23 protein-coding genes, 1 tRNA gene and 1 pseudogene are annotated in these 19992 nt (G+C 31.7%); 14 read left to right on the top strand and 11 right to left on the bottom strand.

Going from position 1 to position 19992, the window contains the following annotated elements; all coding sequences use genetic code 11:
- Positions 1-121: 121 nt before the first annotated feature.
- From H0I30_RS09225 to H0I30_RS09205, 5 genes and pseudogenes are all read left to right on the top strand, one after another.
- Positions 122-433 (top strand): annotated as a pseudogene (locus H0I30_RS09225) (DUF2975 domain-containing protein); the annotation flags it as partial.
- Between the two features lie 3 nt (positions 434-436).
- Positions 437-1000, top strand: coding sequence for a DUF2975 domain-containing protein (locus tag H0I30_RS09220; protein WP_218771574.1), 564 nt, complete (start codon positions 437-439; stop codon positions 998-1000).
- A gap of 2 nt (positions 1001-1002) precedes the next feature.
- On the top strand, positions 1003-1209 hold the full coding sequence (locus H0I30_RS09215) for a helix-turn-helix transcriptional regulator (RefSeq protein ID WP_218771573.1): 207 nt from the start codon (positions 1003-1005) through the stop codon (positions 1207-1209).
- 27 nt (positions 1210-1236) lie between these two features.
- Positions 1237-2493, top strand: coding sequence for a Y-family DNA polymerase (locus H0I30_RS09210; RefSeq protein WP_218771572.1), 1257 nt, complete (start codon positions 1237-1239; stop codon positions 2491-2493).
- A 4-nt stretch (positions 2494-2497) separates the two neighbouring features.
- Positions 2498-2935: a LexA family transcriptional regulator gene (locus H0I30_RS09205; protein WP_218771571.1), complete on the top strand. Its 438-nt coding sequence runs from the start codon at positions 2498-2500 to the stop codon at positions 2933-2935.
- 53 nt (positions 2936-2988) lie between these two features.
- Here the strand turns inward: H0I30_RS09205 and H0I30_RS09200 are convergent, their stop codons facing one another.
- Positions 2989-3402 carry a BrxA/BrxB family bacilliredoxin gene (locus H0I30_RS09200; RefSeq protein WP_218771570.1) on the bottom strand — a complete coding sequence of 138 codons (414 nt, stop codon included), beginning with the start codon at positions 3400-3402 and terminating at the stop codon, positions 2989-2991.
- A 117-nt stretch (positions 3403-3519) separates the two neighbouring features.
- Here H0I30_RS09200 and H0I30_RS09195 point away from each other — a divergent pair, with 117 nt between their 5' ends.
- From H0I30_RS09195 to H0I30_RS09170, 6 genes are all read left to right on the top strand, one after another.
- Positions 3520-4278: a TerB family tellurite resistance protein gene (locus H0I30_RS09195; RefSeq protein ID WP_218771569.1), complete on the top strand. Its 759-nt coding sequence runs from the start codon at positions 3520-3522 to the stop codon at positions 4276-4278.
- 111 nt (positions 4279-4389) lie between these two features.
- Positions 4390-7788: an isoleucine--tRNA ligase gene (gene ileS, locus H0I30_RS09190; RefSeq protein WP_218771568.1), complete on the top strand. Its 3399-nt coding sequence runs from the start codon at positions 4390-4392 to the stop codon at positions 7786-7788.
- A gap of 4 nt (positions 7789-7792) precedes the next feature.
- The gene (locus H0I30_RS09185) at positions 7793-8170 is read left to right on the top strand and encodes a TraR/DksA C4-type zinc finger protein (protein WP_218771567.1); all 378 of its coding nucleotides are present in this window, start codon (positions 7793-7795) and stop codon (positions 8168-8170) included.
- 82 nt (positions 8171-8252) lie between these two features.
- Positions 8253-8876, top strand: coding sequence for a hypothetical protein (locus H0I30_RS09180; protein ID WP_218771566.1), 624 nt, complete (start codon positions 8253-8255; stop codon positions 8874-8876).
- Between the two features lie 43 nt (positions 8877-8919).
- Positions 8920-9504 carry a lipoprotein signal peptidase gene (locus tag H0I30_RS09175; protein WP_218771565.1) on the top strand — a complete coding sequence of 195 codons (585 nt, stop codon included), beginning with the start codon at positions 8920-8922 and terminating at the stop codon, positions 9502-9504.
- Between the two features lie 63 nt (positions 9505-9567).
- The gene (locus H0I30_RS09170; protein WP_218771564.1) at positions 9568-10170 is read left to right on the top strand and encodes a DUF4230 domain-containing protein; all 603 of its coding nucleotides are present in this window, start codon (positions 9568-9570) and stop codon (positions 10168-10170) included.
- On the opposite strand, the gene H0I30_RS09165 is transcribed toward H0I30_RS09170, so the two are convergent.
- Positions 10167-10580 (bottom strand): YeeE/YedE family protein, encoded by a 414-nt coding sequence (locus H0I30_RS09165; RefSeq protein WP_218771563.1) that lies wholly within the window; start codon positions 10578-10580, stop codon positions 10167-10169. The genes H0I30_RS09170 and H0I30_RS09165 overlap by 4 nt on opposite strands.
- A gap of 1 nt (position 10581) precedes the next feature.
- The gene (locus tag H0I30_RS09160; protein ID WP_218771562.1) at positions 10582-11142 is read right to left on the bottom strand and encodes a YeeE/YedE family protein; all 561 of its coding nucleotides are present in this window, start codon (positions 11140-11142) and stop codon (positions 10582-10584) included.
- A gap of 343 nt (positions 11143-11485) precedes the next feature.
- Between H0I30_RS09160 and H0I30_RS09155 the strand changes: the two genes are divergently transcribed.
- The gene (locus H0I30_RS09155; protein WP_218771561.1) at positions 11486-12478 is read left to right on the top strand and encodes a Stealth CR1 domain-containing protein; all 993 of its coding nucleotides are present in this window, start codon (positions 11486-11488) and stop codon (positions 12476-12478) included.
- Positions 12479-12555: 77 nt separating this feature from the next.
- Here the strand turns inward: H0I30_RS09155 and accC are convergent, their stop codons facing one another.
- The 6 genes from accC to pdxA form a co-directional block, all read right to left on the bottom strand.
- A complete protein-coding gene (gene accC, locus H0I30_RS09150; protein ID WP_218771560.1) occupies positions 12556-13893 on the bottom strand; it encodes an acetyl-CoA carboxylase biotin carboxylase subunit in 1338 nt (445 codons plus the stop codon).
- Positions 13894-13958: 65 nt separating this feature from the next.
- Entirely contained in the window at positions 13959-14447 is a 489-nt protein-coding gene (accB, locus tag H0I30_RS09145) for an acetyl-CoA carboxylase biotin carboxyl carrier protein (protein ID WP_218771559.1), read from the bottom strand.
- Positions 14448-14474: 27 nt separating this feature from the next.
- Positions 14475-15470: a beta-ketoacyl-ACP synthase III gene (locus H0I30_RS09140; protein WP_218771558.1), complete on the bottom strand. Its 996-nt coding sequence runs from the start codon at positions 15468-15470 to the stop codon at positions 14475-14477.
- 151 nt (positions 15471-15621) lie between these two features.
- Positions 15622-15816, bottom strand: a complete 195-nt coding sequence (gene rpmF / locus H0I30_RS09135; protein WP_218771557.1) for a 50S ribosomal protein L32 — start codon at positions 15814-15816, stop codon at positions 15622-15624.
- A gap of 8 nt (positions 15817-15824) precedes the next feature.
- Complete coding sequence (locus H0I30_RS09130) at positions 15825-16361, bottom strand: DUF177 domain-containing protein (protein WP_218771556.1); 537 nt, start codon at positions 16359-16361, stop codon at positions 15825-15827.
- 72 nt (positions 16362-16433) lie between these two features.
- Positions 16434-17468, bottom strand: a complete 1035-nt coding sequence (gene pdxA, locus H0I30_RS09125) for a 4-hydroxythreonine-4-phosphate dehydrogenase PdxA (protein WP_218771555.1) — start codon at positions 17466-17468, stop codon at positions 16434-16436.
- Between the two features lie 63 nt (positions 17469-17531).
- Between pdxA and H0I30_RS09120 the strand changes: the two genes are divergently transcribed.
- Complete coding sequence (locus tag H0I30_RS09120) at positions 17532-18119, top strand: riboflavin synthase (protein ID WP_218771554.1); 588 nt, start codon at positions 17532-17534, stop codon at positions 18117-18119.
- Positions 18120-18160: 41 nt separating this feature from the next.
- Here the strand turns inward: H0I30_RS09120 and H0I30_RS09115 are convergent.
- Both H0I30_RS09115 and H0I30_RS09110 read right to left on the bottom strand, forming a co-directional pair.
- Positions 18161-18234 (bottom strand) — tRNA-Ile (locus tag H0I30_RS09115).
- A gap of 52 nt (positions 18235-18286) precedes the next feature.
- A complete protein-coding gene (locus tag H0I30_RS09110) occupies positions 18287-19258 on the bottom strand; it encodes a polyprenyl synthetase family protein (protein WP_218771553.1) in 972 nt (323 codons plus the stop codon).
- 125 nt (positions 19259-19383) lie between these two features.
- On the opposite strand from H0I30_RS09110, the gene H0I30_RS09105 reads away from it, so the two are divergent.
- Positions 19384-19992, top strand: a complete 609-nt coding sequence (locus H0I30_RS09105) for a TetR/AcrR family transcriptional regulator (RefSeq protein WP_218771552.1) — start codon at positions 19384-19386, stop codon at positions 19990-19992.

Below are 19992 nucleotides of genomic sequence, written 5' to 3'. Positions count from 1 at the left end.
TTTTAATTTTAGGAATTCCAGCGGTTTTTATACTGTCAGAAAATATTACAAGTGATTTTTTAAAGATAGATATCGCCGAAAGTGTAACGATACTACACAAAGTTTTTCTTGCTATTTTTTACTTTCTTATCTGTTGATTTATTACACAGTTTATAAATTCAGATTGGTGTTAAATGAATTTGTTTGCGCTCGAATTTTTACAGAAAAAGTAATTGCAAACTTAAAATCAGCAGGAAATATTTTAATGATAGCAGGTTTATTAATGATTATAAGTGAAGTTGGGTTAAAACTAGTTATTGAATCTAGAATAAGTTTTGATTTCGGAATTAGCGCACATTATTTATGTATTTGCTTCGGGTTGTTTTTTGTGGTGCTTTCAGAAATTTTTAAAGTATCTAAAAACATGAAACAAGAAAACGACCTAACCATATAAATTATGAAAACGACATTAAATATTTTAAAGGTTTTTTGTACCTTATTAGTAATAAGCGCATTTTTAGATTTTGTAAAAAGATTACATAAAGTGCTGTATTATTTTTTTAATAATGATAGTGAACGATTGTTATTATTCAATATGCAAATACCCGAAAATTGGTCTGATACTGTTTATAATATTTTAGCGGTTATTTCTTTAGGTTTAATAACTTATATGGTGCTGCTATTAGTTGATTTTAGACACGTAATTTTTAATTTTTCAAAAGCAAAAGTGTTTACAGAAGAAAACAGTAAAAAACTTAGAGCAATAGGAAAAGGATTAATTATTTACGGAATCGTAATTGCAAGTTTAGATATTATATTAGGTGTGTTAATTTCCGATTCGTCATATAGTTTAACACCAGGTAATTCTCCTTCTAACTCAGGCTATGAGTTCGGGCATATTATAGGAGTAACAATAAGTAAGCGTTTACCTATATTTTTAGTAGCATTATTTATTCAGTTTATTTCTTTTATTTTAGTTAAAGGAAATGAGTTGCAAGATGAAAACGATTTAACAATATAAGTATGCCAATAATTGTAAACTTAGATGTAATGCTTGCTAAACGCAAGATGAAAAGTAAGGATTTGGCAGAAATTGTGGGAATTACTACGGCAAATTTATCCATCTTAAAATCAGGAAAAGCTAAGGCAATTCGGTTTTCAACTTTAGAAGCAATTTGTAAAGCTTTAGAATGTCAACCAGCAGATATTTTAGAATTTGTAGAAGACTAAAACCACAGATGTATTACTTTTACAAACATGTATGCACTTGTAGATTGTAATAATTTTTATGCCTCTTGCGAACGGGTTTTTAATCCGAATCTGAAAGGAAAACCAGTTGCTGTTTTAAGTAATAACGATGGCTGTGTAATTGCGATGAGCGACGAAGCTAAAAAATTACAACTTCCGTTTGGTGCGCCAATTTTTAAATGGAATCAGTTTTGTAAGAATAATAATATTACCGTATTATCGTCTAATTATCCGTTATACGGAGATATGAGTGCGCGGGTTATGAAAACACTCGAGCAGTTTTCTCCAGATATCGAAGTATATTCTATCGATGAAGCTTTTTTGCAGTTTAAAGGTTTTGAGAATTATAATCTACAAGAATACGGAACGCAAATTAGAAGTAGAGTTTTACAATGGACGGGTATTCCGACCTGTGTAGGTATTGCACCAACCAAAGCACTAACTAAAATAGCGAATAAGATTGCGCGTAAATATCCGAAGGAAACAAAGGGAGTGTATGTAATAGATTCTGATGAAAAAAGGATAAAAGCGTTAAAATGGACGGCGATAGAAAACGTTTGGGGAATAGGAAGTCGCTTAGCAAAAAAACTACAAGCAAAAGGTTGTATAAAAGCCTATGATTTTACACAGTTAGATGATAATTGGGTACGCAAAAACTTATCAGTTACGGTTTGGAAATTGAAAAAAGATTTAGAAGGTATTTCTAAAATAATATTAGATGAACCGGTTACCAAAAAAGCAATTGCGACCACCCGAAGTTTCGAGTATACTTTTTCGGACATTGATAATATAAAAGAACGAATTTCTACGTTTGCAACAAGTTGTGCCGAGAAATTACGAAAACAAAATTCAAGTTGCCACATGGTTATGGTTGTGTTGCACAGCGATCGTCATAAAAAAGATAGCGAACAACATCGTGCAAGTAGAACGGTTGTTTTTTCATATCCAACAGATTCCACTTTAACTATCAGTAAAAGTGCGGTAGAAGCCGTAAAAACTATTTTTAAAAAAGGCGTAAAGTATAAGCGAGCAGGAGTTATTGTAACAGGATTAGTGCCTTCAGATAATTATCAAATAAATATGTTTGAAACTGAAAATCCGAAGCATAAACCACTAATGCAAGCTATTGATAAAATAAATCAGACTTTTAAGTCAGATAAGGTTAAATTAGCAAATCAAGATTTACAACGAACTTGGAAAATGCGCCAAGAGCGATTGTCGCCAAAATACACCACAAATATTAACGATATTATTACGGTAAAATAAATTTATGAACACATCAGAAACATTAACTTTTTTTTCACCTAAAGAAATGGGTAAAACAGCAGGTACAATTTTTAAGGATATTGGTATTTCTGCTGGATTTCCTTCTCCTGCGGATGATTTTAGAGAAACGCGTATTTCGTTAGATGAAGAGTTGATACGAAATAAAGAAGCTACTTTTTTTGCAAAAGTTAGTGGCCAATCTATGATTGGTGCCGGATTAGATGATAATGATTTATTGGTAATTGATAGAAGTATAGCGCCAGAAAATAATAAAATAGCAGTCTGCTTTTTAGATGGCGAGTTTACTGTAAAGCGATTAAGAGTAGAAAAAGATGAGGTTTGGTTACAACCCGAAAATCCGAATTACCCAATAATTAAAATAACAGCAGAGAATAATTTTGTTATTTGGGGAATTGTTACCAGCGTAATAAAAAAAGTATAACAAAAAAATCCAGCAAATTTGCTGGATTTTTTTATTGACTCTAGTGCGAATTATTATTCACAAAATTCATCATAAGCACCTGCTAAGTTCTGAGCAATAGCTTGTGCTGAGTGTCCTTCGATATGGTGACGCTCTAACATGTGTACTAAGTTACCATCTTTAAACAAGGCAATTGCAGGAGATGACGGAGGAAAAGGAACCATAAGTTCTCTTGCTCTAGCAGTAGATTCTTTTTCTACACCTGCAAAAACAGTTGTTAAGTTAGTAGGAGTTTTATCAGCTCCTAAAGAAGCAATTGCTCCTGGTCTTGCAGTACCTGCTGCACAACCACAAACAGAGTTTACCATTACTAAAGTTGTTCCTTTTTTTGCTAAAGCTGTATCAACATCTTCGGCAGTATATAAAGCGTCAAAACCAGCATCGATTAATTGGTCACGCATCGGTTTTACTAATTCTTCTGGGTACATAATTTTTTATTAAATAATTTAAGCAAAGATACTTTATTTAAAAGCAAGAGTCAAGCCTAAACAAATCGGCTTTTTTGTAAGTAGTTAATAGTATATTTACATCTTTAAAATTTAAGAATGGGAAAGTTTGCAAAGTGGCTTGGAGCCGGAGCAGGATTTACAATGGGTGGTCCGATAGGAGCGATTATAGGATTTGCTGTAGGTAGTTTTATTGATGGTGTATCTGTTGAAGACTTTATGCAGGAACAACAAGAATACCAAAAACAATCTAAACCACAACAAAGAGGAAGGGCGACGTCTGGTGATTTTGAAATTACATTGCTAATTTTAGCATCTGTTGTTATTAAAGCAGATGGTAAAGTTGATAAGCGAGAGTTAGATTATGTGCGCATGCATTTCGTAAAAATGTACGGAAAAGAACGTGCAAATCATGCGTTTAAATTGTTTAACGGAATTATTAAAAGGAAAATATCAACGCGTCAGGTGTGTATGCAAATCCGTCAACACATGTCGCATTCTTCACGTTTACAATTATTGCACTTTTTATTCGGAATTGCTAAAGCAGACGGACAAGTAACAGCATCCGAAGAAGAAGAAATAAGAAAGATAGGAAGTTATTTGTATATTAACGATCATGATTATTCATCAATAAAAGCAATGTTTTATGATGAAACAGATAGTGCTTACAAGATTTTAGAAATAACTAAAGAAGCGACTAATGATGAGTTGAAAAAGGCTTATAGAAAAATGGCTAAAAAATACCATCCAGATAAGTTAGAAGGCTTAGGAGAAGAACATAAAGAAGGGGCAAATGAAAAATTTCAAAAAATTCAGGCAGCCTACGAACAAATTAAAAATGAAAGAGGAATTTCTTAAAAGGATTGCGCTAAATTTTAAACCCTATATTAATAGGCTTTTTTTAAGTGTCAACTACTACAATTACAAGAAAATACGTAATTTCGCGAATTCAATTAATACAATTACAAAATGAGTACGAAGTTTACTGAATACAAAGGGCTTAACTTGCCAAATGTTGCTGATGAAATCCTTAATTATTGGAAAGAAAACAACATTTTTGAAAAAAGTATAACTACCCGTGATGATAACAAACCGTTTATCTTTTTTGAAGGACCACCTTCAGCAAATGGTTTACCGGGTATTCACCACGCAATGGGACGTACGATTAAAGATATTTTTTGCCGTTACAAAACCTTAAAAGGATTTCAAGTAAAGCGTAAAGCTGGTTGGGATACCCATGGTTTACCTGTTGAGTTAGGGGTAGAAAAAGAATTAGGAATTACCAAAGAAGATATCGGAACGAAGATTACGATAGAAGAATACAATATTGCTTGTAAAAAAGCAGTAATGAAGTATACTGATATTTGGAATACACTTACCGAAAAAATGGGGTATTGGGTAGATATGGAAGATCCGTATGTTACTTATAAACCAAAATATATGGAAACCGTTTGGTGGTTGTTAAAACAAATCTATAACAAAGATTTGATGTATAAGGGATATACAGTTCAGCCTTATTCACCAAAAGCAGGTACTGGTTTAAGTTCTCACGAAGTAAATCAGCCAGGAGCATATCAAGATGTTACAGATACAACGGTAGTTGCACAATTTAAAGCAATTACTAAAACCTTACCAAATGTTTTACAAAACGGAAGTGATGTTCATATTTTAGCATGGACAACAACTCCTTGGACGCTACCAAGTAATACAGCTTTAACAGTAGGGCCAAAAATTGAGTATGTGTTGGTAAAAACATTCAATCAATATACATTCGAACCTACACAAGTTCTTTTAGGAAAAGCTTTATTGGGTAAACAGTTTGCAGGAAAAAAGTTTAAAGCGGTTGAAAATGAAGCTGATTTAGCTTCTTATAAAGCAAATGATAAACAAATTCCTTATTTGGTAGTTGCCGAATGTAAAGGAGCCGATTTAGTAGGTGTTAAATACGAGCAATTATTACCGTACGCATTACCATACGAAAACCCAGAAGAAGCTTTTAGAGTAATTCCTGGAGATTTTGTTACTACGGAAGACGGAACAGGAATTGTACACACAGCACCAACTTTCGGAGCAGATGATGCGTTGGTTTGTAAAGATGCAGGTATACCGCCAATGTTGGTAAAAGACGAAAATGATAATTTAGTACCTTTAGTAGATTTACAAGGTAAATTCACCAAAGAAATGGGTGAGTTTGCAGGAATGTATGTAAAGAATGAATATTATGCTGATGGTGAAGCGCCAGAAAGATCAGCAGATGTTCAGATTGCAATTAAATTAAAAGAAGAAAATAAAGCCTTTAAGGTAGAGAAATATGTGCACAGTTATCCGCATTGTTGGAGAACAGATAAGCCTATTTTATATTACCCATTAGATTCTTGGTTTATAAAAGTAACAGACGTTAAAGAACGTATGCACTCTTTAAACGAAGAAATTAATTGGAAACCTGAATCAACAGGTACGGGTCGTTTCGGAAATTGGTTAAAAAATGCCAATGATTGGAACTTATCTCGTTCTCGTTTTTGGGGAATTCCATTACCAGTTTGGAGAACCGAAGATGGTAAGGAAATCAAAGTAATGGGTTCTGTAGCTGAGTTAAAAGAAGAAATGGCATTAGCTGTAAAAGCTGGTGTAATGGCTGAAGATATTTTTGCTGATTTCGTATCAGGAGATATGTCAGACGAAAATTACGATACGGTTGATTTACATAAAAATGTAGTTGATAAAATTACATTAGTATCAGCATCAGGAGAACCGATGAAACGTGAAGCAGATTTAATTGATGTTTGGTTCGATTCGGGTTCTATGCCATATGCACAATGGCATTATCCGTTTGAAAATAAAGAATTAGTAGAAGAAGGTTGGAAAACAGCCGATTTTATTGCCGAAGGTGTAGATCAAACTCGTGGTTGGTTTTATACATTGCATGCTATTGCAACCATGGTTTTTGATGATAAAGCCTATAAAAACGTTGTTTCTAATGGATTGGTGTTAGATAAAAACGGACAAAAAATGTCGAAGCGTTTAGGAAATGGAGTAGATCCGTTTACTACGTTAGATAAGTATGGGCCAGATGCTACGCGTTGGTACATGATATCGAACGCAAATCCTTGGGATAATTTAAAGTTCGATTTAGACGGAATAACAGAGGTTAGTAGAAAGTTTTTCGGAACACTTTACAACACTTATTCATTCTTTAGTTTGTACGCAAACTTAGATAATTTCAATTATAGCGAAGCTGAGGTTCCTTTAACCGAAAGACCAGAAATTGATCGTTGGATTTTATCAGAATTAAATACTTTGGTTCAGAAAGTAGATGTTTTTTATGCAGAATATGAACCAACAAAAGCAACGAGAGCAATCTCTGATTTTGTGCAAGACCATTTAAGTAACTGGTATGTGCGTTTATGTAGAAGACGTTTTTGGAAAGGAGAATATGCACAAGATAAAATATCAGCATATCAAACCTTATATACTTGTATGTTAACGGTTGCTAAATTAGCATCGCCAGTAGCACCATTTTTTATGGATAAGTTATATAAAGATTTAATTAGCACAACGAATATCGAAGGATTTGAAAGTGTGCACTTAGCAGAATTTCCAAAATACGATGCTAATTTAATTGATAAGTCTTTAGAGCGTAAAATGGAAAATGCGCAAACAATATCTTCATTAGTTTTATCGTTAAGAGCTAAAGAAAAGATAAAAGTACGTCAGCCATTACAAAAAATCATGATTCCGGTTTTAGATGCGACTCAAAAAGAAGAAATTTTAGCAGTTGCTGATTTAATAAAATCAGAAGTAAATGTTAAAGAAATAGAGTTGTTAGATGATGCTTCAGGTATTTTAGTAAAACAAATAAAACCAAACTTTAAAGCTTTAGGGCCAAAGTTTGGTAAAGATATGAAGTTGATTGCGAATGAGATACAGAAATTTACGCAAGAAGATATCATAAAAATAGAAAAAGAAGGAACTATTTCTGTTGAGATTAATGATAAAATGATTAATTTAGAAACCGCAGATGTAGAGATTTTATCGAAAGATATTGAAGGTTGGTTAGTAGCAAATGCAGAGGGTTTAACCGTTGCTTTAGATGTTACAATAAACGAAGATTTACGTAAAGAAGGTGTTGCAAGAGAATTGATAAATAGAATTCAGAATGCACGTAAAGAAACCGGTTTAGAAGTAACAGATAAAATAAAATTAACCATTTTAAAATCTAATGATTTACAAGAATCTGTAACTGCAAATGAAAATTATATAAAAGCAGAAACATTAACAAATGAGCTATTATTTGTTGATGACTTAAAAGATGGTATAGAAATTGAGTTTGATACCATAAAAAGTAAAATGTTAATAGAAAAAGCATAACATTATGGACGAGGTTAAAATGAAATTTTCGGATAGTGATTTACAAGAGTTTAAAGAAATCATATTAAAGAAAATACAACATTCAGAAGAAGATTTAAAACTAATTCAATCTTCTTACAAAAATGGTTCAGATAACGGTACGGATGATACTTCACCATCATTTAAATCGTTTGATGACGGTTCAGATACGATGGCAAAAGAAGCAAATACGCAATTAGCTATTCGTCAAGAGAAATTTATACGAGATTTAAAAAACGCACTAGTTCGTATCGAAAATAAAACATATGGAATTTGTAGAGTTACGGGTAAATTAATTCAGAAAGAACGTTTAAAATTAGTTCCTCATGCTACATTAAGTATTGAGGCGAAACGTAAACAATAACGTTTTGTATAATTATAACAATAATAGGAAACCTCTTTTTAGAGGTTTCTTTTGCTTTAGACCTTTTTGTGTAATTATTTTCTTGTTCGCCAATTTAACTTTCTTCGCACAAGAAAAATTACTTAAAAAAAGCACTTTTCAATCAGAAGAAATAGAAATAATTACGGATGGACTGGATGATGTAACTATAGAGAATTCATTAAGCAATCAGATAGAAGTTGTTTTGTTAGATGAAAACCCGAATACGCATACCATTTTTATAAACGAACAAAGTGGCGTTTTAAAAGTAAGTTTTAAGCTTAATTTTAATATATTTAAGGAACCTGTTTTTAGAAAGTATATTACGCAACGACTGCAAAGAGCTACTACTATAATTAAAATTCCGAATCATAAAACCGTAAATATCTACGGAAAAACAATTGATATTACTTCTAAGGATTATAAAGGGGATTTAAAAATTTACATAGACAACGGAAACGTGAAGCTAAACGAAATAAAGGGAAATACTGCTGTTAAATTGTTTTCAGGTAACGTTTACGGTAGGATAAAAAAAGCCACTGCTATAAATATAGAAACGAATAATGGAGAAATTCATGTAAATAAAAATAACTATAACAAGCAATTTTATTCTAAAAGTAATCCAAAAGCTATTCGTAAACTCAATGTGCGTTCTATTAACGCTAATGTTATCTTAATAACAGAATAAAAACGAATACTTTTCTTATTTTAGCTGCTGTTAAATTTATAAAATGTCTAAAAAAAATATCGCAATACTTACTGTAGTTTTGGCAATTTTAATTGATCAAATTAGTAAAATATATGTTAAAACTCATTTTCAATTAGGCGAAGAGGTAGTAGTTTTTGGTGATTGGTTTAAAATCCATTTTACTGAAAATAATGGTATGGCTTGGGGTTTTGAGTTTGGAGGTAGAGCAGGTAAATTATTTTTAACATTGTTTAGAGTTGTTGCGGTTTCTGGTATTATCTACTGGTTATGGCAAACTATTAAAAGGCAGGCTCATACAGGTGTTGTTATCGCTATTGGTTTGGTTTTAGCAGGTGCAATAGGTAATATTATAGATTCAGTTTTTTACGGAGTAATTTTTGATAGCTCGTATCATAATGTAGCAACATTATTTTCAGACAAACCTTACGGCGATTTGTTTTATGGAAAAGTTGTAGATATGCTATATTTTCCGATGTATGAAGGAGAAAGTTTTACTTTCTTTAATGCAATTTTTAACGGTGCCGATTCTTGGATAACTATTGGCGTTGTGTTGTTGTTTATATTTAATAAAGAGGCTTTTCCGAAAGAAGAAGAAACTACTGCCTAAATTAAAACGCTACAAATCTTTCGTTTAATATACTTTTTTCTATATTTATGAAAAAAGAAAATTATGCGTCTTCTTAAATACATTGCTGTTTTTTTATTGGGTTTTTTGATTGCCAAGTTATGGTATGAAAAGAAAGAAGAGAAGCATCAAAAAGAAGAAATAAAAGTAGTTTTAAGTGGCATACAAAATTTAAGTAAATTAGTAGTTTCGGAAGGTGTTTTTTCTGAAATGTATAGTTTTTCTGACACCAAGAAGTATTTATACAATTACCTTTCTTTCGAAAAAAAAGCGATACTATCGGTTAGTGCCAAGGTTGAGGTTGGTTATGATTTATCTAAATTAGAAATACAAATAGACAGTATAGGTAAACAAATAATTATTAATAAAATTCCTAAAGAAGAAGTTTTAATTTCGCCAGATATTAAATATTTCGATTTACAACAAAGTCAATTCAATGCCTTTTCGAGATCAGAATTAAATATGCTTAATGGTAGAGCTATCGAAAAGATAAAAGCGACTATCACTGTTTCAGACCTTCAAAAAGACGCTAAGAAACGTCTATTTGAAGAGCTGTCTAAAATATACCAACTCTCTAAAATTTATAATTGGAAAGTGGTTGATAATACGAATTCAAACTTATTAGAAACTATTTTATTGCAGAATTAATTAGGTAATTTTTTACTTAATAATCCGTAAATAAAAGCACCTAACATAGCGCCAAGTAAAACAATAATTATTGGTAATATACCATGGCCAATTAAAACAAAAATAGGTGCGGGGCATGCACCTGCAAGAGCCCATCCTAATCCGAAAATGGTTCCACCAACAAGTGTTCTTATAAAGCCTTTTTTCTTTTCTTTAATGTTTATTTGATTTCCTAAGTAATCTTTAATTTTTCCGTTTTTAAAGAAATGCATTAATACCATAGAAATTACTACCGCCGATCCTATAATACCATACATGTGAAACGATTGAAATTTAAACATTTCGTATATTCTATACCACGAAATAGCTTCAGATTTTGTCATGATAATTCCGAAGAAAATACCTAATACTAAAAATTTTATATTTTTCATCTTATCCGAAAATTAAAGGAAATATTATCCAAGTCATTACTAAACCACCTATAAAAAAGCCAATTACCGCAATTAATGATGGTAATTGTAAACTACTTAAACCAGTAATTGCGTGTCCAGAAGTACATCCGCCTGCGTATCTGGTTCCGAAACCAATAAAAATTCCTGCAATTAGTAAAATAGAAAACCCTTTAAGAGTAAGCATGTTTTCTAAGCTAAAAATTTCATTTGGCACGAAATAATTACCTGCATTGGCAAAACCTAACTCAGCTAGTTCTTGTACAGTTTTAGGGTTTAAATCAATAGTGTTTGTTGCTGATAAATAATTAATGGTTATAAACCCACCGATAATTAATCCCGCTAAGAATACAAGCGCCCAATCGCGTTCTTTCCAATCTTTTTTAAAATAATCAGAAACTTTACCGGCACCTGCAATAGTACACATTGTTTCTAGGTTTGTAGATACACCAAAGTTTTTTCCGAAGTAAAAAAACAAGAAAAGTACAAAGGCGATCAATGGGCCAGATATGTACCAAGGCCAAGGCTGTAATATGATATCCATTATAAAGTTTTTTTTATATAATCTATTATAATTTTAGTTGCACCAACGTTTTTTGCTATATATTTTTGGTTTGTGCTTCCTAATTTATTTCTTAAAATACGGTTGTTTTTAAGTATGGTAAAAGTACTCGAAAATTCCTCATTATTTGTAACAATTGTAACACTACCTAAATCTAGTAAATCAGTAGGTTATATATATTTATTCAGAATCTAATTTTTCACCATATTCTAATGATATTGAATTAATAGATATCCTTTAATTCTTAAGTAATTTCACTATATTTATATTGAAAATAACTTACTTTTGAAGCTTAAAAGGATTCGTTTAATTTTATATATAAGAGATGGGAATAGATTTTGTTGTTACTTGGGTTGATATGGATGATCCTAAATGGATTAAAGAGTTTTCAAAGTATTCTAACAAAATAGACAATTCTGTAAATGAACTTTCAGAGGCGCGTTTTCGTGATCATGGGTTCTTAAAATATTGGTTTCGGGGTATTGAAAAATTCGCTCCTTGGGTTCGAAAAATTCATTTTGTTACAAGTGGTCAAAAACCAGATTGGCTTGATGAAAATCATCCGAAAATAAATTTAGTAAATCATTCAGATTATATTCCAAGCGAATTTTTGCCTGTTTTCAACTCTAATTTAATAGAGATATATATGCACAAAATACCAGACTTGTCTGAGAAATTTGTGTATTTTAATGATGATTTTTTCATTATAAATAATGTTTCTGAAAATAGATTTTTTGAAAACGGATTACCTAAAGATATAGCTACTTTTAGGAAAAACACAGGTATTTCTCAATTCGAAAAAATGCTTAAAAATAATATACGGCTTATTAACAAGCATTTTGATAAGAAGGAAGTTTTTAAAAGAGATCATGATAAATGGTATCATCCCTCTTACGGTAAAAGAGGAAGGTTAACCAAATTATTAAAATATTATAATGAATTTATAACACTTCGCACGCCTCACAACGCGCAACCTTTTTTAAAATCTACTTTTGTAGATGTTTGGAAGCATTGCAATGAAGAGCTTACAGAAATGTCTAAGCACAGGTTTAGAAGTAATGATGATTATACTCCTGAATTATTTAAAACATGGCAAATATGCAGTTCTAATTTTGTGCCTTACAACACCTATCAAGACACTAAAATGTTTCCATTGCTAATTAAGTCAAAGAAAGCAATAAAAGCTGTAAGAGAACAGTCGTATAAACTAGTTTGCTTAAACGATAACATACATATTAGAAACTATAATAAAGTTATGCAAGATATAAGTGATGCATTTGATAGTATATTACCAGAAAAATCAAGTTTCGAAAAGTAACTAATTATACTACTAATATTGTTAGAAATAAAAAAACCTAATATGCTTTAAAACATATTAGGTTTTTTAATTCAATATTATTTCATTTCAAAATCTTCCATGAATTTCGTGGTATAGTTACCAGCAATATAATCAGGGTGATCCATTAATTGCCTATGAAAAGGAATTGTTGTTTTTATTCCTTCAATAATATATTCATCTAATGCACGTTTCATTTTATTAATTGCTTCTTCACGTGTTTGTGCAGTAACAATTAGCTTAGAAATCATAGAATCGTAATTAGGCGGAATCATATAACCTGCATATACATGCGTATCTATACGAACTCCGTGGCCTCCTGGTGCGTGGTAAGATGTAATTTTACCTGGTGAAGGTCTAAAGCCATTATAAGGGTCTTCAGCGTTAATTCTACATTCGATAGAGTGTAATTGAGGTAAATAATTTTTACCTGAAATAGGTACACCTGCTGCTACTAAAATTTGTTCACGAATTAAATCGTAATCCACTACTTCTTCAGTAATAGGGTGTTCTACCTGAATACGCGTATTCATCTCCATAAAGAAGAAATTACGGTGTTTATCTACTAAAAACTCAACAGTTCCTGCTCCTTCATACTTAATAAATTCAGCAGCTTTTACAGCAGCATCTCCCATTCTAGTACGTAATTCATCCGTCATAAACGGAGAAGGTGTTTCTTCTGTTAATTTTTGGTGACGACGTTGAACTGAACAATCTCTTTCTGATAAATGACATGCTTTACCGTAAGAATCTCCAATAATTTGAATTTCGATATGACGAGGCTCTTCAATTAGCTTCTCCATATACATATCATCATTACCAAAGGCAGCTTTAGATTCTTGACGAGCAGAATCCCACGCGTCTTTTAAATCTTCTTCTTTCCATACAGCACGCATTCCTTTTCCACCACCACCTGCAGATGCTTTTAACATAACAGGATAACCAGTTTCTATAGCTGTTTTTTCACAATCTTCAAAAGTTTCGATAACCCCTTCACTACCTGGTACACAAGGTACACCAGCAGAAATCATGGTAGATTTAGCATTTGCTTTATCTCCCATACGGTCAATCATATCAGGTGACGCTCCAATAAATTTTATGTCGTGTTCTTGACATAATTTAGAGAATTTAGCATTCTCTGATAAGAAACCATAACCAGGATGAATTGCATCTGCATTTGTAATTTCTGCAGCAGCAATAATACGATCCATTTTTAAATAAGATTCACTACTTGCAGCTGGTCCAATACAAACAGCTTCATCAGCAAACCTTACGTGTAAACTTTCAGTATCTGCTTTAGAGTATACAGCCACTGTTTTTATTCCCATTTCTTTACAGGTTCTAATTACGCGTAGCGCAATTTCACCTCTATTGGCAATTAATATCTTTTTAAACATACGTTCTAAAAATTTTAAAACTCCAAATAAAGAAGTATATACTTTTATTTGGAGTTATATGTTACTTAAGATGGATCTACTAAAAATAAAGGTTGATCAAATTCTACCGGAGAAGAATCATCTACTAATACTTTAACTACTTTACCTGAAATTTCAGATTCAATTTCGTTAAATAATTTCATTGCTTCAATAATACAAACTGTATCACCTACTTTTACTTCTGTACCTACTTCTGCAAAGTTTGGTTTGTCAGGAGAAGGCTTTCTGTAAAAAGTTCCGATTATTGGAGACTTAATTGTAATATATTTAGAATCTTCTTCTGTATTCGAAGCTTCATTAGAAGGTGCTGCTTGTGCTGCTGGTTGAGCAACAGGAGCTTGTGCCATCATTTGAGGAGCTACACCCATTGGGTTTGCTGCTTGAATAAATGTAGTTTCAGGAGTTTCGCTTCCAGTTTTAATGGTGATTTTGATATCTTCCATTTCTAACTTTACTTCACTTGCACCTGATTTTGCTACAAATTTTATAAGACTTTGAATTTCTTTAATATCCATATTCCTAATTTTAGTTGTTTGGTTTTTTTATGAATTGTATGCCCATTTTAAATAGATAGCTCCCCATGTGAAGCCTCCACCAAATGCTGCAAAAATTAAATTATTTCCTTTTTTTAGATCCTTTTCATAATCTGCAATTAATAAAGGTAAAGTAGCAGAAGTGGTATTCCCATATTTATGGATGTTTACCATTACTTTTTCTGACTCTAACCCAACTCTATTTGCTGTAGCTTCAATAATTCTGTTATTCGCTTGATGTGGAACTAACCAATCAATATCATCTTTAGAGAGATTGTTTCGTTGTAGTATTTTTTCAGAAACATCAGCCATATTAGAAACAGCGTATTTAAATACGGTTTTTCCTTCTTGATGCACAAAGTGCTGACCATTTTTAAGTGTTTGCTCTGAAGTTGGTAAAATAGAACCACCAGCTTCAATTTTAAGAAATTCTCTACCAATCCCGTCACTTCTTAAATATTCGTCTTGTAAACCAAGTCCATCAGTGTTTGGTTCAAATAATACAGCACCAGCCCCATCACCAAAAATGATACATGTAGCTCTGTCTGTATAGTCAATAATTGAAGACATTTTATCGGCTCCTATTAACAATACTTTCTTATAGCGACCACTTTCTATATACTTAGCAGCTGTAGACATTCCGAATAAAAAACTAGAACATGCAGCTTGTAAGTCGTAAGAAAATGCATTTGTAGCTCCGATTTGAGAAGCGGTATATGCAGCAGTAGATGCAACAAGCATATCTGGAGTTGCTGTGGCAACAATTACCAAGTCAATATCTTTAGGATCTATATTTGATTTTTTAAGTAAATCTTTAGCAGCTTTAATAGCCATAAAAGAGGTTCCTTTACCCTCTCCTTTTAAGATTCTTCTTTCCTTGATACCGGTTCTACTAGTGATCCATTCATCATTAGTGTCTACCATTGTTGCGAGCTCCTTATTGGTTAAAATATACTCAGGAACAAATTTTCCTACTGCGGAAATCGCTGCAGTTATTTTAGTCATAATTGTTTGTTTTGTAATAAAACTAGTTGTCAAAAGTAATGAAAATTAGTTGACCTTTTTAAAGAAAAAACATCAAAAAAGTTATTTTTTAACAAAAAAACATAAAAAAACCCTCAAAAAGAGGGTTTTTTTATGTTGTAAAAACTAGTGTTTATGCCTCAGCAACTGCATTTTCTAATACTACTTGACCTCTGTAGTATAATTTTCCTTCATGCCAGTGAGCTCTGTGGTATAAATGAGCTTCTCCAGTTGTAGGATCAACAGCTATTTGAGGTACAGAAGCTTTATAGTGAGTTCTTCTTTTATCTCTTCTAGTTTTCGATATTTTTCTCTTTGGATGTGCCATTTTATGTTTTATTTATCTGTTAGTAAATCCTTTAATTTATCCCACCTTGGGTCTGCTGACGTTTGTTCAACAGTTTTTTCTTCGTTTATTCTTAATTCGTTTAATCTATCTAAAGCGTCAGATTTCATCGTGCCGTTTAAAACATCTGGATGAATTCTTTTACTAGGAACTGATAAAACAATTAACTCATATATATATTGAGCAACGTTCATTTCGTATACTTCGTGTGGAAGTATTAAAATTTCATCATGTTCGTCGTTATATTCAGGTCCAAATTTAACTATTAAATCTAAAACACCATCAATTTTTAAGTCGAATGGTTCCCCGGTGCTATCACAAGGTACGTTTACGGTACCTTTTATTGTAAAAGTAAGCTCAAATAATGTGCTTTTTTTTACAAAATTAATATCTGCGGTTAGGTTTGCGTCGTTAAATTCATCAAACTGAAATGCTTCAAAGAACTTTTCTCCAATTTGATACTGAAATAAATGACTTCCTTCTTTTAAACCTACAAAAGGTATATTGAATTCTTTTATGTCTTTCATCTGTAAGATCAATTTGAGCGTGCAAAGATATAAAAAATGTTTATATTTTTATATTTTACCTAAAAAAAAATACTATTTAACTTTTAAAGTATTTTTTGTTAGTTCTGCATGCTGTTTTCTATTCTTAAATATTTGTAATGAGGTAAATAAAGCTTCTTTAAATGATGATGGATTTGCTATGTTTTTACCTGCAATATCAAAACCAGTTCCGTGATCAGGAGAGGTTCTTACTTTGTTTAGGCCGGCTGTAAAATTTACACCGTTACCAAAAGAAAGTGCTTTAAAAGGAGCAAGTCCTTGATCGTGATACATTGCTAAAACACCATCGAATTGCTTATAGGTTTCAGAACCGAAAAACCCGTCAGCAGCATAAGGGCCAAAAACTAATTTCCCAGATTCTTTAATTTCTGCAATTACAGGGCGGGTAATTTCATCATCTTCTTTTCCTATAATTCCGTTATCACCACAGTGAGGATTTAATCCTAATATGGCAATTTTTGGTTTATTAATGCTAAAATCTTGTTTTAAAGAAGTATGCATGATTTCAACTTTTTCCTTAATTAATTCAGGAGTAATTGTTGCTGCTACTTCAGAAATAGGAATATGACCCGTAATTAAACCGATTCGTAATTCATCAGTCATTAAAACCATTAAACTTTTACCTTCTAAGTTTTCTTCTAAATACTCTGTGTGCCCTGGAAAGTTAAAGTCTTCAGATTGAATATTTTCTTTACTTATTGGTGCGGTAAGTAAAACATCAATATGGTTACTTTTTAAAGCATTTGTAGCTGATTCAAGTGACTTGTAGGCGAATTTACCACCTGTTTCAGTAGTTTTTCCTATTTCAATCTTAACTTCATCAGTCCATGAATTCATTAAGTTGATTTTATCGTGCGAAATTTTATCAATAGAATTAATACCATAAATATTAGTGTTTAGCTTTAAGTTTTTCTTGTGATAAGAAATCAGCCTAGTTGAAGCAAATAAAACAGGAGTGCAAAACTCAAGCATACGTTTGTCTTCAAAAGTCTTTAAAATAATTTCAATCCCAATTCCGTTTATATCTCCAACTGAAATTCCAACAATAATTTTGTTTGTAGTATCCATAGTTACTTTCGTACGTAAAAGTTGTATTTTTGATGTTAACAAAAGTAACTAAAATTTAGGAGAATGTTTACGGGAATAATTGAAACTCTTGGAATTGTTAAGAGATTAGAGCAAGATAAAGAGAATTTACATATTACTGTTTTAAGTAATATTACAAATGAGTTAAAGATCGATCAGAGTGTAGCTCACAACGGTGTTTGCTTAACTGTGGTTGGTATTTTTAATGATGAATATACTGTTACGGCTATTAAGGAAACACTAGATAAAACCAATATTGGTGATTTAAAAGAAGGAGATGAAGTAAATTTAGAAAGAGCAATGAAGTTAGGCGCTCGTTTAGATGGTCATATTGTACAAGGACATGTTGATAGAACGGGAGTTTGTAAGGAGGTTAAGGATCAGGACGGAAGTACGGTTTTTACTTTTTCTTATGATTTTGAAGGAGATAATGTAACTATAGAAAAAGGGTCTATTACGGTGAATGGAGTAAGTTTAACAGTTGTAAACTCTAAAAAAGATGAATTTAGTGTAGCTATTATACCATATACCTTAGCGCATACCACTTTTAAAAACTTTAAGGTTGGTAGTAAAATTAATTTAGAATTTGATGTGATTGGTAAATATGTAGCAAGATTAACCCAATTAAAATAAAAAAAACCACTTACATTTCTGTAAGTGGTTGAATTTAAACGTGGTCCCACCAGGACTCGAACCTGGGACCACCTGATTATGAGTCAGGTGCTCTAACCAACTGAGCTATAAGACCGGTTAAATTAGGACTGCAAAAATAGTAACTTTTTTAAATAAAAAAACTTTTTTTACACTTTTCTGCTCATTAAATTTTCACCGAACAAACGTAAGCCCTCTTTGGCTTCGTTAGAAATGTTTAGGTATGCTAAACTCTCGAAAGACTTATTAGTGTAGTACTCAATAAGTTCGTGTGTAAATTTAGGGATGTCATTTTTCGAAAATATAGCAGAAACAGTACTTATTTTGGTTGAAATATTTTCTTGTTTTTCGTTGTAAAGAATACTTAATTTCTCCTTATCGTCGTCATTTGCGACTTCTAAAGCTTTTAAATAAAGAAAAGTTTTCTTGTTTTCGATGATGTCACCACCAACTTGTTTCCCAAAAGTTTCAGGGTTACCGTAGGTATCTAAATAATCATCCTGTAATTGAAAGGCAATTCCTAAATTTAATCCGTAATTATATAAATGTTGTGCTTGGTCATCGTTAACTTCGGCAACAATGGCACCCATTTTTAAAGCAGCGGCAACTAAAACAGATGTTTTTAGGGTAATCATTTTAATGTACTCTTCGATAGTAACATCATTTCTTGTTTCAAAATCAACATCTAGCTGTTGACCGTCACAAACCTCAAGAGCAGTTTTACTAAATAACTGTGCTAGTTTTTGAAAAACAACAGGGTTGTAGTTCTCGAAATGTTGATAAGCGAGTATAAGCATTGCATCTCCCGATAAAATACCTGTATTAATATCCCATTTTTCATGAACAGTTTTGTGTCCTCTTCTTAAAGGAGCGTCATCCATGATATCATCATGCACTAGTGTAAAGTTGTGAAAAACTTCAACGGCTAAAGCTGCAGGCATTGCTTTTTTATAATCTCCAGAAAAAATATCTGAAGCGATAAGGGTTAGTATTGGTCGAATTCTTTTACCACCTATTTGAAGGATATAGTCTATCGGTTCATAGAGGTTTTTGGGTTCTCTTATTATCTTTTTAGATTCTAAGTATGATAAAAAGTCTGACTGATATTGTAATATGTCCAAATCTTAATTTTTTTGTAAAAATAAGATAATGAATAATTTTATTGTCAATAGAATTAAAAAAATAATAAATACTTAGGAAACTTTTTTTGTTTCTAAAGTTTCCTAAGTATCTTTGTGCCCGAATTATGAGAGATAAAATAATAAATAAAGCAGGAGAGATGTTTTTAAGCCTTGGGTTTAAAAGTATTACTATGGATGATATAGCTAAAGAACTGGGTATATCTAAGAAGACGTTGTATAAGTACTTTTCAAATAAAGCAGCTTTGGTTGATGCTAGTACCGAGGCAGTTCATAACACTATAAATGATACAATTAATAAAATTAAAGAGCATGGTTATAATGCGATAGAAGAAGAATTTGCTGTAAAAGCTATTTTTAAAGAAATGTTTAAAAATGCAAAAACGTCACCAATGTTTCAGTTAAAAAAATATTATCCAGAAACGTATACAAGTTTAATTGAGCGTGAGGTATGTATGTTTAGAGATTGTAATGTAGATAATCTTAAAAAAGGAATTGCACAAGGGTTTTATCGAGGTGGTTTAAATATTGATTTGATAGTAAACTTCTACTTTACCTTAATATTTGGTGTTTTTGATAGTGAAATGTATGGTGGTGAAATGCAAGAATTAATAAAAATTGAATATCAAATTTTAGAGTATCATATAAGAGCAATAGCAACAGATAAAGGATTAGAAGAGTTAGAAAAACAATTAAAAATAATAAATCAAAATTAA

This window comes from Tenacibaculum sp. AHE14PA, assembly GCF_019278465.1.
In the GTDB taxonomy this organism is placed as follows: domain Bacteria; phylum Bacteroidota; class Bacteroidia; order Flavobacteriales; family Flavobacteriaceae; genus Polaribacter; species Polaribacter bernardetii.
The sequence above is the reverse complement of the archived record's forward strand: the minus strand, read 5'-3'. Positions and strand labels throughout refer to the sequence as shown.

Coding starts and splice junctions, on each gene's coding strand:
- H0I30_RS09165 (WP_218771563.1), bottom strand. CDS start 10,580: ATGAAAAATATAAAATTTTTAGTATTAGGTATTTTCTTCGGAATTATC.
- H0I30_RS09215 (WP_218771573.1), top strand. CDS start 1,003: ATGCCAATAATTGTAAACTTAGATGTAATGCTTGCTAAACGCAAGATG.
- H0I30_RS09130 (WP_218771556.1), bottom strand. CDS start 16,361: ATGAAAGACATAAAAGAATTCAATATACCTTTTGTAGGTTTAAAAGAA.
- H0I30_RS09140 (WP_218771558.1), bottom strand. CDS start 15,470: ATGACTAAAATAACTGCAGCGATTTCCGCAGTAGGAAAATTTGTTCCT.
- H0I30_RS09200 (WP_218771570.1), bottom strand. CDS start 3,402: ATGTACCCAGAAGAATTAGTAAAACCGATGCGTGACCAATTAATCGAT.
- H0I30_RS09195 (WP_218771569.1), top strand. CDS start 3,520: ATGGGAAAGTTTGCAAAGTGGCTTGGAGCCGGAGCAGGATTTACAATG.
- rpmF (WP_218771557.1), bottom strand. CDS start 15,816: ATGGCACATCCAAAGAGAAAAATATCGAAAACTAGAAGAGATAAAAGA.
- H0I30_RS09105 (WP_218771552.1), top strand. CDS start 19,384: ATGAGAGATAAAATAATAAATAAAGCAGGAGAGATGTTTTTAAGCCTT.
- accC (WP_218771560.1), bottom strand. CDS start 13,893: ATGTTTAAAAAGATATTAATTGCCAATAGAGGTGAAATTGCGCTACGC.
- ileS (WP_218771568.1), top strand. CDS start 4,390: ATGAGTACGAAGTTTACTGAATACAAAGGGCTTAACTTGCCAAATGTT.
- H0I30_RS09185 (WP_218771567.1), top strand. CDS start 7,793: ATGGACGAGGTTAAAATGAAATTTTCGGATAGTGATTTACAAGAGTTT.
- H0I30_RS09220 (WP_218771574.1), top strand. CDS start 437: ATGAAAACGACATTAAATATTTTAAAGGTTTTTTGTACCTTATTAGTA.
- pdxA (WP_218771555.1), bottom strand. CDS start 17,468: ATGGATACTACAAACAAAATTATTGTTGGAATTTCAGTTGGAGATATA.
- H0I30_RS09120 (WP_218771554.1), top strand. CDS start 17,532: ATGTTTACGGGAATAATTGAAACTCTTGGAATTGTTAAGAGATTAGAG.
- H0I30_RS09155 (WP_218771561.1), top strand. CDS start 11,486: ATGGGAATAGATTTTGTTGTTACTTGGGTTGATATGGATGATCCTAAA.
- H0I30_RS09175 (WP_218771565.1), top strand. CDS start 8,920: ATGTCTAAAAAAAATATCGCAATACTTACTGTAGTTTTGGCAATTTTA.
- H0I30_RS09210 (WP_218771572.1), top strand. CDS start 1,237: ATGTATGCACTTGTAGATTGTAATAATTTTTATGCCTCTTGCGAACGG.
- H0I30_RS09160 (WP_218771562.1), bottom strand. CDS start 11,142: ATGGATATCATATTACAGCCTTGGCCTTGGTACATATCTGGCCCATTG.
- accB (WP_218771559.1), bottom strand. CDS start 14,447: ATGGATATTAAAGAAATTCAAAGTCTTATAAAATTTGTAGCAAAATCA.
- H0I30_RS09170 (WP_218771564.1), top strand. CDS start 9,568: ATGCGTCTTCTTAAATACATTGCTGTTTTTTTATTGGGTTTTTTGATT.
- H0I30_RS09205 (WP_218771571.1), top strand. CDS start 2,498: ATGAACACATCAGAAACATTAACTTTTTTTTCACCTAAAGAAATGGGT.